This is a genomic window from Pedobacter sp. KACC 23697 (genome assembly GCF_045348445.1).
Classification (GTDB): Bacteria; Bacteroidota; Bacteroidia; order Sphingobacteriales; family Sphingobacteriaceae; genus Pedobacter.
This window is the reverse complement of sequence record NZ_CP157485.1, coordinates 1,759,701-1,775,401: the sequence shown is the minus strand read 5'-3', so window position 1 is coordinate 1,775,401 and position 15,701 is coordinate 1,759,701. Positions and strand designations below refer to the sequence as shown.

Genomic DNA, 15,701 nt, shown 5'->3' with positions numbered 1-15,701 from the left:
CATATCTGAACGGGCGATAATTTTTTGTACCTTTGTATCCCGTACAAAAACAATTAAACAGGTCCAAAAGGCCTGGTTAATATCACAAATTATCAATCATGACAAAGTATATTTTTGTTACGGGCGGTGTAACTTCCTCCTTGGGTAAGGGCATCATTTCCGCATCTTTAGCTAAACTTTTACAGGCACGTGGCTACCGTGTAACCATTCAGAAATTCGATCCGTACATTAATATCGATCCAGGCACATTAAACCCTTACGAACATGGCGAATGCTTTGTGACTGAAGATGGTGCCGAAACCGACCTGGATCTTGGTCATTACGAGCGTTTTCTTAACGTTCCAACATCACAGGCCAATAACATCACTACCGGCCGTATTTACCAAAATGTAATTAGTAAAGAGCGCAAAGGCGAATATCTGGGCAAAACAGTACAGGTTGTTCCACATATTACCGATGAGATTAAACGCAATATGCGCATTCTGGGCGAAAGTGGCGAATACGATATTGTAATTACTGAGCTGGGTGGTACAGTTGGTGATATTGAGTCGTTACCGTTTATAGAAGCTGTTCGCCAGTTTAAATGGGAAGAAGGCAGTACAAATGCCATTGTAATCCACTTAACCCTGGTTCCTTATTTAGCCGCTGCAGGTGAATTAAAAACCAAACCTACACAACACTCAGTTAAAGCTTTATTGGAGTATGGTATACAACCAGATATATTGGTTTGCCGTACCGAGCACCACTTAAGTGCTGACCTGAGAAAAAAAATCGCCTTGTTCTGTAACGTTAATATCAATGCAGTAGTCGAATCGATGGATGCATCGACTATTTATGATGTGCCATTATTGATGTTAAAAGAACAACTGGATAAAACCGTTTTAGCGAAATTAAAACTGCCTACCAAAAACGATCCGGATATGGAAAGCTGGAAAGATTTCCTGGGCCGTTTAAAAAACCCAACTGCTGAAGTAAAAATCGGCTTGATTGGTAAATACGTAGAGTTACCCGATGCTTACAAATCTATTATCGAATCTTTTGTACACGCAGGTTCTAAAAATGAATGCAAGGTTAAGGTAGAATATATCCACTCTGAAGGTATTTTCCCTGACAATGTAAAAGAGAAATTGGGTCATTTACAAGGTGTTTTAGTAGCACCAGGCTTTGGCAGCCGCGGTATTGAGGGTAAAATTGATGCCATCAAATACGTTCGCGAAAACAATGTGCCTTTCTTTGGCATCTGTTTGGGTATGCAATGTGCGGTTATCGAATTCGGACGTAACGTTTTAGGTTTAAAAGATGCGCATACGACAGAAATTGAAGAAAATGCTGCAAATCCGGTCATCAACATGATGGAAGAGCAGAAAAAAATAACCAATAAAGGTGGAACCATGCGTTTAGGTTCTTATCCATGCGATATTAAAAAAGGTACAAAAGCTTTTTCTATCTACGGTAAATCGCATATCAACGAGCGCCATCGTCACCGTTACGAATTTAACAATGCTTATTTAAAGCAGTATGAAGATGCAGGGATGACGGCATCTGGTATGAATCCACAGACCAATTTAGTTGAAATTGTAGAGCTTAAAAACCATCCTTTTTTCGTTGGCGGACAGTTTCACCCAGAATTAAAATCAACAGTTGCTAATCCTCACCCACTTTTTGTTAAATTTGTCGCCGCTGCAATGGAGTTTGCAAAAAAGAAAACGAATTAAAAGCAGTACATACATAAATAATGGATAGAAATACCTTTACAGGACTGTTCCTGATTATGATCATTTTGGCAGGATCATTCTACTTTCTGAAGCCAAATGAGGCCGAAATAAAAAAAGCCAAAGAAACAGAGCGTTTAGATTCTTTGAAAAAAGCCGGTATTACACCTGCACAAAAAGATACCACCAAAACAGCTGCAATCGCTAATCCGGCTGTAGATTCTGCAGCCTTAAAAGGTCCTTTTGGTACGGCCATAAGCGGCACTGAAGCTAACACAGTTCTGGAAAACGAAAATTTATTAATCACTTTAAGCAATAAGGGCGGTAAAATTACTTCAGTTGAAGTTAAAGGGCAGAAAACCTTTACCGGTAAACCACTTATTTTATTTAAAGGTAACGAGAATAAATTTGGCTTAAACCTGAATGCTGCCGGTAAAGTAATTAATACTAACGATTTATACTTTACACCTACCAAAACTGGCAATACCGTTACTATGCGGGCCAATTATGGTGCTAATGCTTACGTAGAATATGTTTACGATTTAAAAGCATTAAGTAATAAAGTAACTTTCAACATTAATTTAGTGGGCTTACAGCAGGTAATTGCAGGCAACAGCATCGGTTTAAACTGGCAGACAACTTTATTACAACAAGAAAAATCGATTGAAAGTGAACACCGTTACTCTGCACCATACTATAAATATTTAGATGGTGATGTAAACCATTTAAGCGTTTCTAAAGATGAAAAAGAAGAGTTATCAAAAGGTAAAATCCAATGGTTCTCTTTCAAACAACACTTTTTCTCGGCTTCTTTAATCTCGAAACAGGCTTTCGACAAAGGAAGTTTAGAAGTTAAAATCCCAACAACTCCTGGCGAGGTGAAGTTTTATGATGCCAATATGCAATTGCCATATGCACATAGCGCCAACCAGGTTTATGAAATGGAATTTTATTTTGGTACCAACAAATTCTCTACCTTAAAAGCACAAGGTTACGACTTAGAGCAACAGGTTGATATGGGCTACTGGCCTTTAAAATACATTAACCGCTTTATTGTGTTACCTGTATTTAATTTCTTAAACAGCTTTGGCTGGAATTACGGTTTAATCATTTTGGTATTAACCATTTTGTTAAAAGTTGCTTTATCGCCGCTTACTTACAAATCGTACCTGTCAATGGCCAAAATGCGCGTGTTGAAACCTGAAATGGACGAAATTAAAGCTAAAGTAGGCGAAGATAATCCAACACTGGTTCAACAGGAGTATCTAAAATTATATAAAAAGGCTGGCGTAAACCCGCTGGGTGGATGTTTACCCATGGTGTTACAGTTGCCTTTGGTAATGGCATTCTTTTTCTTCTTCCCGAACTTGTTTGAGTTACGCGGAGAGAGTTTTCTTTGGATGAAAGATCTGTCAACCTATGATGAGTTCATCAAATTTGGCGTAAAAATCCCTTTCATTGGCGATCACTTAAGTTTAATGTGTGTATTGATGACGATATCAACACTGATCATGACTTATTTCAACAACCAGGTTTCTGGTGCTACCGGTCAGATGAAATACATCGGTTACATTATGCCGATCATTTTCTTAGGGGTATTGAACAGCTACCCTGCCGGATTAAACTATTACTATTTCTTAGCCAACCTGATGACTTTCGGACAACAGTTCCTGATCCGTAAAATGGTTGACGATGAAAAAATCCATGCTTTAATTCAGCAGAATAAAGCCAGACCGGCTGATGAGAAAAAGAAAAAATCTAAATTTCAACAACGTTTAGATGACTATATGCGTCAGCAACAACAAGCTAAAAAGTAATTTAGCCTTGAATGATATGAAAACCCCCGATTGCCATGTAATCGGGGGTTTTTGGTTTTGACCAGAATCTTTATAGTTGAATTAAATTTATTTATGATCTGCAAGGACACAAACCACGGAGATAGTTAAACATATGAGGCTAAGTGTAAAGCGTTTGGCCTTACACCGCTTAAACTTCAGCCATCAGGAGTCTGCCTCTCCAAACCAATTCCATTCAGCCTCTCCAAAAACGCTTTTTTATTGTAATATTTGGCATACAAGTTTCTGAATAAGCCAAAAATTTCCAATTTTAGAAGATTAAATCTCAACCAACAAATTAATTAATTTAAAATGCAAAAGAGACTAACTGTTATTCTGTTTTTTGTTATCAGCTTTGCCTACGCACAAAAGAAGCCTTTAGATCATTCGGTTTACGATACCTGGGAATCAGTAGGATCGAAGCAATTATCAAATAATGGGCAATGGGCAATGTACAGCATCTTACAACAAGAAGGCGATGCGCAATTGTACCTTACGAATGTTAAAACAAATACCAGGATTAATGTACCGAGAGGGATGAATGCGCAATTTAGTAATGATTCTAAATTCGCGGTTTTTAACATCCGTCCGCTAAATAAAGATTTGCGCCAGGCTAAGTTAAAAAAGAAAAAGCCTGATGAATTACCAAAGGATTCATTGGGGATTGCCAACCTTACAAGTAACGCGGTGACCAAGGTGGCAAGGGTAAAATCTTTCAAGTTTCCGGAAGAAGGCGCTGGTGTATTGGCCTATTTAACAGAAAAGCCAGATACCGCACATAAAACCATGAAACCGGCTGAAAAAAAAGATGGTGAAACTGATTTTGCTGACGATGAACCTACCGGAAAAGCTAAAACAGAGGAAGGCACGGACCTTGTAGTCAAAAACCTCTTAACAGGAACAGATAAGACCTTCAAATTCGTTACTGATTATTATTTCAGCAAGGATGGGAAACAGTTGGTTTTTACCTGCAGTGGATCTAAAAAAGACAAAACAGCTCCACAGGGGGTATTCTTACTCCATACGGAAAAAGGCACCTTAAAAACATTGATTAAAGGCAAGGGAAGTTTCAAAAACTTTACTTTTGACGAGGAAAGCGAACATGTAGCTTTTGTAGGTGAACAGAGTCCGGAAAAACAGGAAATAAAAAATTACAATATCTATTATAACTCTTTAACGATTGATACCGCACAGATTCTGGTTGATTTTGATATGCCGGGATTACCCGACAAATGGTCGGTTAACGGTGATGGTAAAATTAATTTTAGTAAAGATGGTAAAAAGTTATTTTTCGGCATCTCCCCTATCAAAAAGCCAAAAGATACCACGATAGTAGATTTTGAAGTGGCTAAAGTTGATGTCTGGAATTATAAAGATGATTATTTGCAGCCTATGCAGCTTAAAAATGCTGAAAGAGACAGTAAAAAAAGTTATTTGTCGGTAATTGACGTTTACAGTAGCGATCCAAAGGTAATCCCATTAACAGATACCAAATTACCTGATGCCAATATCATCGCTGAAGGTGATGCCGCACAGGTTTTGGCTTCTACTGATTACGGACGGCGGATAGAATCGCAATGGAGCGGTTCAACTTCAAAAGATTACTTCCTGGTTGACACCAAAACGGGCCAGAAAAAGAAGATTATCGAAAACCTTAATGGCTATGCCATGGCTTCGCCAGCAGGAAATTACATTCTATATTTCGACAGAAAATCGGGCAGCTGGAATACCTATAACATAACCTCCGGAAAGGTTACCGTTTTAACTGCTGGTTTAACTGAAAAATTTGTCGATGAAGAAAACGATGTACCTGATTTACCTTCTGCTTATGGTTTAGCCACCTGGACCGAGGGTGATAAAGCGGTGCTAATTAACGATAAATACGACATTTGGTCGTTTTCACCAGACGGAAAATCGGCACCAAAAAATATAACTGCCGGTTTTGGAAGAGCCAATCACATTACTTTCCGTTACGAAAACGTACAGCCAGGCAGAATAGAAAGAAATACCAATAAATTTGTCAAAGCCAACGAGTTGGTTTGGTTATCCGCATTTAATAATCTGACCAAAGAAAATGGTTTTTACCGGACCAATGTAGGTTCTGCTAAAGCGCCTGAGCTAGTGGTAATGGCAAAATTTAAGTATTCCGGCCTCACAAAAGCTAAAGATGCAGATATATATATCTATGATAAAGCCAGTTATGTAGAATCACCAAATGTTTACATCACTACCGATTTCAAAACTGAAACCAAATTAAGCAACACCAACCCGCAACAAAAAAACTACAATTGGGGTACAGCAGAATTGGTGAAGTGGACTACGCCAAAAGGTTTTCAGGCTGAAGGTATTCTATACAAACCAGAAAATTTCGATCCAAATAAGAAATATCCCATGATTGCTTATTTCTACGAAAAACTAACGGATGGTTTATACACCTATCAGCCGCCTGCCCCTACTCCGTCCCGATTAAATATTTCCTACTTCGTCAGTAATGGCTACCTGGTGTTTGTACCAGATATTAGCTACGAAACGGGACATCCGGGAAAATCGGCAGTTGAATATATCAATTCAGGTGTAGAAAGCCTGAAGAAAAATAGTTGGGTAGATGGTAATAAAATTGGTATTCAAGGTCAAAGCTGGGGCGGTTACCAGGTGGCATACCTTATTACCCAAAATAATATGTATGCTGCTGCCTGGGCGGGTGCACCAGTAGTTAACATGACTTCTGCTTATGGTGGGATCCGTTGGGAAACCGGTATGAACCGCCAGTTCCAGTACGAGAAAACACAAAGCCGCATTGGTGCAACACTTTGGGAAAAACCAGAATTATATATTGAAAACTCTCCGCTATTTATGCTTCCGAAGGTAAATACGCCAGTGGTGATTATGGCTAACGATGCAGACGGCGCAGTGCCCTGGTACCAGGGTATTGAAATGTTTACCGCACTACGCCGTTTGGGCAAACCGGTTTGGATGCTAAACTATAATGGTGAAGCGCACAACCTGGTTCAACGCCAGAACCGTAAGGATATTCAAATCCGTGAACAACAATTTTTCGATTATTATTTAAAGGGCGCAAAAGCTCCGGCCTGGATGACAAGCGGAATTCCGGCTACTGAAAAAGGAAAAACCTGGGGTTTTGAATTAACAGATGATAAGCCTTAGGCAGTCCGAAGTCGGGAGTCTGAAGTCTTTAGTCCATAGTTTGATAGTGCTTGCTATTAGCTATGGACTTTTTATTGATGAGTTATATACTCCGAATGCTAAAGCTTTCCTTTGGTATCTTCTGACGTGTAATCGTTGCCCTGAACCGAGCTTTAGCGAGCTCACCGAAGGTAATTTATTTCAGGGTCTGTTCAGCAAAAAAGATGCTGAAACAAGTTCAGCATGACGATCGTAAATAGAACAATGATTCTTATGAAATTCGGCTTAAAAAAACTATTTTCACGCATAAAATAAACTACACAACCCTAATGGCATTAAGCAGAATCTGGTCGGCATTTATTATTGTAGCTATTGTGGTAGCCAGTATTAAATGTTTCTTTTTCGGACACAGCGATATCTTTAACTGGATGGTGATCGGTAAATCATCCGATCCTTTAAATCCTTTAAAATTAGATGGTATTATCGAAACCTGCTGGATTGCGGTTGACCTTTGTATTAAATTGGTGGGAACATTGGCTTTATTTATGGGCTTAATGAGCATTGCAGAAAAAGCAGGCGGTATCCGTTTATTATCCAGGATTATAGGCCCTTTCTTTTCTAAACTTTTTCCCGAAATTCCGAAGGGACACCCTTCTATGGGGCATATGATCATGAATTTCTCTGCAAATTTATTAGGTCTGGATAATGCGGCCACGCCATTTGGGATCAAAGCGATGGAAAGTTTGCAAGAGCTAAACCCCAATAAAGATGTGGCCAGCAATTCGCAGATTATGTTTTTATGCCTGCATGCTGCCGGTTTATGTTTAATTCCGGTGAGTGTAATTGCCATCAGGTCATCTCAGAATGCTCAAGATCCGACCGATGTTTTTATCCCCTGTTTAATTGTAACTTTTGTAGGTACCATGGCCGCCATGCTTATTGTATCCTTCAAACAAAAGATAAATTTACTGCAACCTGTTATCATTACCTGGGTACTCTGTATTTCGGCTGTAGTGGGTTTACTGGTTTGGTATGTGAGCAAACTAAATGCAGAAAGTATCAAATCATTTTCTGGCTTACTAAGCGGTGGAATCATTTTATTGATCTTTTTATTGATTGTATTGGGTGCATTGTATAAAAAAATAGATGTTTTTGATGCCTTTATTGATGGCGCTAAGGGCGGATTCGAAACTGCATTAAAAATTATCCCCTATCTGGTGGGTATTTTAGTTGCGGTAAGCATGCTGAGAACCAGCGGAACTTTTGATGTGATCATGAGCGGGATCAAAAACATGTTTATATTTTTCGGCGCCGACACCAAATTTGTTGATGCATTACCCACAGCCTTAATCAGGCCTCTGAGTGGTGGTGCGGCCCGTGGGATGATGGTAAGCACCATGATAGCAAACGGACCTGATTCATTTGCCAGCAAACTTTCTGGGGTTTTTCAAGGCGCTTCTGATACTACTTTTTACGTGGTTGCAGTTTACTTTGGTGCTGTTGGGATAAAAAATACGCGTTATGCCATCGGCTCGATGTTACTGGCTGATTTAGTTGGCGTATGTACGGCAATTGCGCTCAGTTATATGTTTTTTGCGTAGTTTGGTTTATTGGTCACTAGTTCATTAGTCAATGGTTTATTAGTTAATGGTTTGTCGGGCATTGGTACATCAATCATAATCAAACTTATTGATCGGCTGAATTTTTTAGATCTTTCTTATCTTAAAGATTCTTCATTGCATTCAGAATGACAATAAAAAACAGTTGAGCAGATACCAAAAATCCCTGCCAGAGATAAACGCTAACAGGGATTTTAATATCCTTCAAGTTAATGACGGGACTTATACTTTCATCATCATGATGATGCGGTATTAGTAAGAAGTCTGGGGTGATATTCTATTGATGATTTCATCAATCGCATCTGGATCAATTACCGCATTTTTAGAAGCACACCATTTTTCTGTCTTATTATCTAACCAGATACAGAAAGAATGGTAACCATCTAAAACTACAGCATAGGTTTCGTGAAAATCATCTTGAATACGCATGCAAAATCCCTTAAAAATTTTGCCTCTCACGTCAAATTGCAGGGTGGAATAATTTTCTAACATGGCTCATTATATTTTAGGTTAATTTACAACAATATATAAATGAGAATGTTTTGTTAATATGAAGTAATTAACAAGTTATTCTTAAGCGTTGTGCTTTAATTTAACCTATGTTTAACATGTTCGAATAACCTTTGGCAATCAGGCGTTTTTTCGACGGCAAAGATATTTCACATTGCAGATTCAAAATCGTGCGCCCTCTTTTCACAATTGAGGTTTCTGCCACAATTTCGTCGCCTTCACTTGCTGTAGCAAAATAATCGATGTAATTATTTACCGTAGTATATCTTTCATTTAAGCCCATCGTAAAAACCGTTGCACCGATCAGGTCGTCAATAATGCCAGCCGTTACGCCGCCGTGCAAAATCTGATATGGATTGGTCATTTCTTTACGGATAGTATAGCGGCACACCAGTTTTCCATGCGCTGCTTCGACTAAAACCGGTGCCAGCCAGTTCATAAAGTTAGAAGGCGAATCAGTAATCACTTTACCAATCGATTGTCTTAAAAAATTTAGTCGCTGCTCGCTCAAAGAGGCTTCCATAGCTATGTATTTAATAGTTGCTGATTAGGTAAAGATAGGAAAAATGACGAAGACTCTATTGATGAAGGGTTAATCACTATGATGTGAGTATTTAGATGAGTGATTATTTTTTAAGCATTCGGAGCACAAACCTTTGTTTCTAAACCTGATTTGATGATTTAACCATATAAGAAATATAAGAAGCATATAAGCTTATATTTACTACAATCTCTTATATGGTAAAATAATTGTTTTTTGGCAAAAGTATTTTTTCATTTTTAGGGCTGCAGCATGCGCAACCCCTTGTTTCTAAACCCGGTTGAGCGAAATAGCCCGGAGCGTAGCAAGGACTATAAGCGAAAGCAGGACTAGCGACAGCCTAGGACCACTATACGCCCATTTCCAAAAACCTTGACGAATACATTTAATTATTTAAAGCGCAGGGCCAGTAAAAAAAAACAAAGCCCCCTCCCGTTTTTCGCTTATACGCTTCGCTGCCTCGTGCCTCGTTGCTGCAGGGTAACGCTGCAACCGGGGCTAAATGGCCAGAACTGTATTTCATTTGTGGGGTTGCGGGGAGCACAAACCCCTGTTTCTAAACCTGATTGAACGGAACAGCCCGGAGCGTAGCAAGGACTATAAGCGAAAGCAGGACTAGCGCCCTCCAAGAATCACTGTACGCCCATTTCCAAAAACCTTGACGAATACATTTAATTATTTAAAGCGCAGGGCCAGTAAAAAAACAAAGTTCCCGCCCGTTTTCCGCTTATAAGCTTCGCTGCCTCGTACCTCGTTGCTGCAGGGTAACGCTGCAACCGGGGCTAAATAGCCAAAACTGTATTTCATTTGTGGGGTTGCAGGGTGCACAAACCCCTGTTTCTAAACCTGATTGGAGCGAACACGAAGTGCAACGGATTAAAGCGTAAAGCAGGGCGATAATCCGCCAAGAACCACCGTATGTTCATTTCCAAAAACCATCAGCACTGATTCGGCTATTTACATGTTTCATCAGAAGTCTAAAGTGATTGCTTAAATGAAAACTAAAGGAATGAGGCACTAACGACCCTTATTTTTCGTTCTTAAATCGGAACAATCACTTTAAAACTCAAATTTCTACCCATATTGTAAATCCCTGACCGGCCGTTGGGCGATTGGTTATAATATTCGAAATACTTTAACCTGTTTAAATTAGACTGATAAGCAATATTGAAAATATTATCGGCCTGAAGAAAAATATCACAGATGGTTCTCCCTTTTTTTGTTTTTAGCGCTGATCCTACTCCTCCGTTGATTAAGGTATAACCTGCTGTAAAGCTTTCCGTATTATCTAGCGCATAAAATTTGTTCTGATCGGCGAAAAAGGCTGCGTCGATTTTAACATAAGGCTGATCAAAAATACCGATAGGTTTTTGCGCCGTTGCTTTGATTTCCGTTCTCACCTGCAAAGGCGGAATAAAAGGCAGGTACCTGGCATCGTTATCATGCTGATCCAATAGCTCCCGGTTTCGGTTCAATCCTACGGTATAGGCCAGGCTATTATTGAAACTTAACCATCTTAAAGCCCTGGGATGCAAATTGATAGAAATTTCTGCACCATATAACCTGGCTTTTGATTGTTGGTACTGGTAGGTGAGGTTTCCGGGAACAATAACCACCGGATTCCCATTGGCATCGGTTAAGCGCGATTGATAAATGTAGTTTTGGATGTTATTGTTAAACAGCTCTATACTTATATCGGCATCTTTTAAATATGCCATAATGCCAATGTCCTGCTGAAGGTTAAACTCTGGTTTAAATGTCCTGTTACCCAAATATACAATGTGTGCACCCGGGTCTAGTCCGTTAGAACCGATTTCTGTAATATTCGGAGCCCTGTAACCTCTTGCAATATTGGCTTTGATCAAAAATCTTTCTGAAATATTATAGGTTAAGCCCAAACTACCAGATAAACCATAATAATTTTTATGAAATGATGGAAACTGCAATTTACCTGTAGGATCGTTTGCGCTCACCTGTTTATCAAAACCCGTTTGCGGATTGATACCCACAAAAAAATTATCCCACTTGATGTTTCTTCTGTCGATTCTGATCCCACCGGAAATATCTACCTTACCCATTGATTTTTTTGCGAAGTAAAATGCCCCCACATCAAAGAGGTCGTAATCCGGAATGGGAAAATCGGTAGCTGCTTTACTCCTGTTTGCCTGGTACATACCGTTAAGCCCAACCGTACTTTCTAAACCTGCAAAATCGGGCAGGTTGTATTTAAAATCGTAATTAAAGGTGTTTAGCACCACATAAAGCCCTGCCTGAGCAGGCCATGTAGGATGATTATATTCCCTCCTTACACTCTGTTGCCCGCCAATTAATACATTTAAATCGCTTGTTCCGAATTTAAACTGACTGGTATTGTAAAACCGGTAGTGTTGAATATGTTGGTGCAAGGGGTTAATGGCATAGGTTCGCAGATCGCTTTCCGGTACAAGTGGCCTGTTTTTAATATCGTCTCCATTATCCAAAACCTGCCTGGTAAATCTTCTTGATAAGGAATCTCTACTGCCGTCGGGAATTTCCATTAAATTATCATAATACGTAAGGGCTGTTTTAGAAAAACCCCAGGTTTTATCTAATCTGGCACTGGCTGATAAATTGTATTCTCTAAAAGCGGTTCCATAAACCCACCCATCAATTTTATTCCGGTAATTATGGGCTGTTTTACCCGTTGCCCTGAAGGTATACTTCCAATCATTTTTAATGTAAGCCAATCCGATCGAGGAACCGATCATCCCATTATTGCTCTGGTAATTTGCGGTAAAATCACCTTTTAACTTACCATTTTCAAAATATGGTGTGTAGGGTATCATATTAATTACACCTGCTAAAGCGTCAGAGCCATAGGTTAAACTGGCCGGACCTTTTACAACCTCGGCCCTGGTTATGGCATATTCATCTACCTCAATTCCATGTTCATCGCCCCATTGCTGCCCCTCCTGCCTTAATCCATCGTACAAAGTTAACACCCGGTTGTACCCTAAGCCCCTTATAAAGGGTTTAGAAACATTCGGACCAGTGGTAACTGCGGTAATACCTGGCACTCCTTTCACAATGGCTTCTATTAAGTTGGTATTTACATTTTGATCCATCGTTTTTTTTGAAAGTACGGCAATGGGCACCGGGCTCTTACGTAACTGCGTGGCCCGGTTTACCCCGGTAATCACCACATCATTCAAGTCTGAAGCTAAGCTTAGCATTTCAGCATCAACCAGAACCGTATCTCCTTTTAATGCTACACTAACTTTTTTGGATTGATAACCAATGCCCGAAAAAACGAGTTCACAATTTCCGAGAGGAACTCCAGCTAACTGATAAGTACCTGCCTTGCTGGATTTTGTTGAAATTTTAGTTCCCCAAACTTTAATGTTGATATTTTCCAGCGGTTCGGTCTTTGAAGTGATTACGCCTTTAATGATTACCTTTTGAGCAATTGCATTCAGCGATATAAAAAAACAGCAACAATAAATGGATAAGAATTTCATGATCAGAAATTGATTTGTCTAAATATAATTTTAGACAAATCTAAATTTTAATTTAAATATATCAAATAAAATATTTAGATAATATTTAAACCACATCAAAATGGAAAGCATCTCCTAAGTAAAACTACTGTGGCGCAAGTCTTAATGTATTAGACATTACCACAGCATAACTTGTGCTTTGAATACACACCCTGGCTACTTTGTTCCTAAATTTAAGCTGATATCACACTATAATCCTATCCAATTAAGCTTGTTGTTGATTATATTGTACCTATTTATCCATAATTTGGTTAAAATATTAGGATTATACTGACCTTGCTACCTATCCCTATCTAACTGATTATAAATAACCTGCAGACCTAGTTTTTTGATAAGCTAAAAATATTAAAAAGCTTACTGAATTTTTTTGTCTGTACATCGTCATTAACACGGTTATTATGACTATCATTGGTCGCATAAATTAAATGAAACTATAATACCTAAAGATTGTTGTGCCTTAGGAATTTTAAAAAATACTAATCTTATAATCAGAATAAATGTTGGTGATCAATAACTTCGAAGAGTACGAATCATATCTAGGTCAAGAACTAGGCATTTCGCAATGGCACACTATAGACCAGGAACAGATTAATAAATTTGCCGATGCCACTTTGGATCATCAATGGATACACACCGATCCGGAGAAGGCTAAAAATGAAGGACCATTTAAGGCAACAATTGCACATGGCTACTTAACCTTATCCTTAATCCCTTATTTATGGAAGCAGATTGCCGACGTGCGCAATATAAAAATGGAAATTAATTATGGTATCGAACGCTTTAAATTTGGCCAGGCTGTCTTAGTAAATAATGAAGTACAATTAAAAGCTAAATTAATGTTTATCAGCAATTTGAGGGGAATAACCAAAGTAACTATTCAGGCTACGCTGGTCATTAAAGACCAGCCTAAGCCAGCTTATGTAGGCGATGTGGTATTCTTATATCATTTTATATAAATATTAAGGCGAGGTGACCTGGCAGATGATATACCTACATTTTATTTTTCTGTTGATTTAAAGCGTATACACCGATATGGTTTCCTGATTGTTACATTAGTTTGAAAACAAATCTGCTGGCTATGCGTTAATTTTTGTAGATAAGATCATAAAATTTGAGATATGGACAACATCATCACACCTAGCCAGTTAATTATTAACCACGCGAATAACGGTAATAAAGCCACCTTAAAAATTGGAAGCAAATTTCAATGGGATCCGAGATATGCATCAAAAGAAACGCCTTCCTTTGATTCTTTTAAAAGTGAAATCGAAAATTTTTACGAATATAAATTAGTATTTGGTTATGAAGGTGCCGTTGGCCAAAGTGTTTATATGGTAACTGGTGTGAAATAAATTAGAGCGGCCAGTTCTTCAATTATTATTGTCATTAATTTTAAGCCCTGAATAGAGATTTAGCCCGGCTCAAATCATGTTACTTATGCCCGTAACCTTCCCTGGCAATTCATTCCCTGAGTTTCAGTTTCTCCCCCATCTAAATATCTGATACTTCAACTGCACATTCTCAAGGTAGTGTGCACTGGAAATTTCAACTTTTCGATGTTTAAATTGATGTTAACAGGTACCGAAAACCGGAAACCAACAGATTATCATACAGATCGAATACCAATCTTAGATTTAGCTCAAAATATTATAGCTATCAACCTTAAAATCAATCCATAAAAACCAAGCCGGAAGTAACTTTTGTATTTAGCAAATGTAAACAAATGTTAATCAAAATATTAAGTATAACTAAACATTTGTTTATAAATACTAACTATCAGTATATTTGTATAATCATTTAAAAATTATTGATCTAATTTAACAGAAAGCAAATGTATCCTAAAATAAAAATGGTCGTACTGGATATGGCCGGCACAACCGTGAACGAAAACAACCTGGTTTATAAAACGCTAATGAATGCTATACATGTTGCTGGTTTTTGCATTACGCTTGATCAGATATTGGCCATTGCTGCAGGAAAAGAGAAAAAAGAGGCCATCAGGGCTGTACTTCAAACCTATGAAGGTTCTTTTGACGAAGAAATGGTTTTGACTATTTATCAAGAATTTATTGAGAAATTGAGTGAGGCCTATCAAACTGAAGAAATTCTACCGCAACCGGGTGCAATCGAACTTTTTGAAATCCTCAGGAAAGAAGACATCATTTCGATACTTAACACGGGGTACGATAGGGCAACTGCAGAAGCTATTTTGAAGAAGCTTGGCTGGAAAGCTGGTGCCGACTTCGATACCATGATTACGGCTTCGGAGGTTAAACGGAACAGGCCTGAGCCAGATATGGTTTTATTGGCCATGAAACAGCATGGTATTACCGATGGTCAATCAGTTGTTAAAATTGGAGATTCAGGCATTGATATTGAAGAAGGAAAAAATGCAGGTTGCCGCCTTAGCATTGGTATCACCACAGGAGCACATACAAGGAAACAATTAGAAGCTGCTAAACCAGATGCGGTAATAGATCATTTAATGGATGTGCTGCCCCTGATAAAAAATAGGAGCTCACAGAAAGTTCAGGACGCCGTTGCGGGTGAATAACCTTCTGATCTTGATATTAACCTGTAAAGGCATTAGGTTACTTTTTATATTCATTATCTTTCCCTGAGGCTAAAGCAATCGAGCCTTTGTACCTCATCACATCCAAACGGACCTATTTTCTATTACACAGCGTTAAACATCAAAAGCCCAGATATCCACCTGGGCTTTTTTATCAACTAACCTAAACTTATAAATACTAACCAAATATTTATATCGCAAAGCTAAATATCGATTATTAATCTAGTGTTAA

10 protein-coding genes are annotated in these 15,701 nt (G+C 38.6%); 7 read left to right on the top strand and 3 right to left on the bottom strand.

Features of this window, described 5'->3' with window-relative positions:
* Positions 1 to 98 precede the first annotated feature (98 nt).
* From ABEG20_RS06750 to ABEG20_RS06735, 4 genes are all read left to right on the top strand, one after another.
* On the top strand, positions 99 to 1,715 hold the full coding sequence (locus ABEG20_RS06750; protein WP_406826619.1) for a CTP synthase: 1,617 nt from the start codon (positions 99 to 101) through the stop codon (positions 1,713 to 1,715).
* A 20-nt stretch (positions 1,716 to 1,735) separates the two neighbouring features.
* Positions 1,736 to 3,529 carry a membrane protein insertase YidC gene (yidC, locus tag ABEG20_RS06745; RefSeq protein ID WP_406826618.1) on the top strand — a complete coding sequence of 598 codons (1,794 nt, stop codon included), beginning with the start codon at positions 1,736 to 1,738 and terminating at the stop codon, positions 3,527 to 3,529.
* Positions 3,530 to 3,859: 330 nt separating this feature from the next.
* Positions 3,860 to 6,712 carry a prolyl oligopeptidase family serine peptidase gene (locus ABEG20_RS06740; protein WP_406826617.1) on the top strand — a complete coding sequence of 951 codons (2,853 nt, stop codon included), beginning with the start codon at positions 3,860 to 3,862 and terminating at the stop codon, positions 6,710 to 6,712.
* A 308-nt stretch (positions 6,713 to 7,020) separates the two neighbouring features.
* Positions 7,021 to 8,292 carry a nucleoside recognition domain-containing protein gene (locus ABEG20_RS06735; protein WP_406826616.1) on the top strand — a complete coding sequence of 424 codons (1,272 nt, stop codon included), beginning with the start codon at positions 7,021 to 7,023 and terminating at the stop codon, positions 8,290 to 8,292.
* Positions 8,293 to 8,562: 270 nt separating this feature from the next.
* Here ABEG20_RS06735 and ABEG20_RS06730 read toward each other — a convergent pair whose 3' ends face one another.
* From ABEG20_RS06730 to ABEG20_RS06720, 3 genes are all read right to left on the bottom strand, one after another.
* A complete protein-coding gene (locus ABEG20_RS06730; RefSeq protein ID WP_406826615.1) occupies positions 8,563 to 8,802 on the bottom strand; it encodes a hypothetical protein in 240 nt (79 codons plus the stop codon).
* Between the two features lie 100 nt (positions 8,803 to 8,902).
* The gene (locus tag ABEG20_RS06725; RefSeq protein ID WP_406826614.1) at positions 8,903 to 9,343 is read right to left on the bottom strand and encodes a PaaI family thioesterase; all 441 of its coding nucleotides are present in this window, start codon (positions 9,341 to 9,343) and stop codon (positions 8,903 to 8,905) included.
* 1,058 nt (positions 9,344 to 10,401) lie between these two features.
* Positions 10,402 to 12,858 (bottom strand): TonB-dependent receptor, encoded by a 2,457-nt coding sequence (locus ABEG20_RS06720; protein ID WP_406826613.1) that lies wholly within the window; start codon positions 12,856 to 12,858, stop codon positions 10,402 to 10,404.
* A 536-nt stretch (positions 12,859 to 13,394) separates the two neighbouring features.
* Here ABEG20_RS06720 and ABEG20_RS06715 point away from each other — a divergent pair.
* The 3 genes from ABEG20_RS06715 (at position 13,395) to ABEG20_RS06705 (ending at position 15,451) form a co-directional block, all read left to right on the top strand.
* The gene (locus tag ABEG20_RS06715) at positions 13,395 to 13,853 is read left to right on the top strand and encodes a MaoC family dehydratase (protein ID WP_406826612.1); all 459 of its coding nucleotides are present in this window, start codon (positions 13,395 to 13,397) and stop codon (positions 13,851 to 13,853) included.
* Positions 13,854 to 14,015: 162 nt separating this feature from the next.
* Positions 14,016 to 14,249 carry a hypothetical protein gene (locus ABEG20_RS06710; protein WP_406826611.1) on the top strand — a complete coding sequence of 78 codons (234 nt, stop codon included), beginning with the start codon at positions 14,016 to 14,018 and terminating at the stop codon, positions 14,247 to 14,249.
* Between the two features lie 479 nt (positions 14,250 to 14,728).
* Positions 14,729 to 15,451: a phosphonatase-like hydrolase gene (locus tag ABEG20_RS06705; RefSeq protein ID WP_406826610.1), complete on the top strand. Its 723-nt coding sequence runs from the start codon at positions 14,729 to 14,731 to the stop codon at positions 15,449 to 15,451.
* Positions 15,452 to 15,701 lie beyond the last annotated feature (250 nt).

Bases quoted from the DNA above. Each gene is read 5' to 3' on its own strand.
- ABEG20_RS06750 (WP_406826619.1), top strand. From the start codon at position 99: ATGACAAAGTATATTTTTGTTACGGGCGGTGTAACTTCCTCCTTGGGT.
- yidC (WP_406826618.1), top strand. From the start codon at position 1,736: ATGGATAGAAATACCTTTACAGGACTGTTCCTGATTATGATCATTTTG.
- ABEG20_RS06740 (WP_406826617.1), top strand. From the start codon at position 3,860: ATGCAAAAGAGACTAACTGTTATTCTGTTTTTTGTTATCAGCTTTGCC.
- ABEG20_RS06735 (WP_406826616.1), top strand. From the start codon at position 7,021: ATGGCATTAAGCAGAATCTGGTCGGCATTTATTATTGTAGCTATTGTG.
- ABEG20_RS06730 (WP_406826615.1), bottom strand. From the start codon at position 8,802: ATGTTAGAAAATTATTCCACCCTGCAATTTGACGTGAGAGGCAAAATT.
- ABEG20_RS06725 (WP_406826614.1), bottom strand. From the start codon at position 9,343: ATGGAAGCCTCTTTGAGCGAGCAGCGACTAAATTTTTTAAGACAATCG.
- ABEG20_RS06720 (WP_406826613.1), bottom strand. From the start codon at position 12,858: ATGAAATTCTTATCCATTTATTGTTGCTGTTTTTTTATATCGCTGAAT.
- ABEG20_RS06715 (WP_406826612.1), top strand. From the start codon at position 13,395: ATGTTGGTGATCAATAACTTCGAAGAGTACGAATCATATCTAGGTCAA.
- ABEG20_RS06710 (WP_406826611.1), top strand. From the start codon at position 14,016: ATGGACAACATCATCACACCTAGCCAGTTAATTATTAACCACGCGAAT.
- ABEG20_RS06705 (WP_406826610.1), top strand. From the start codon at position 14,729: ATGTATCCTAAAATAAAAATGGTCGTACTGGATATGGCCGGCACAACC.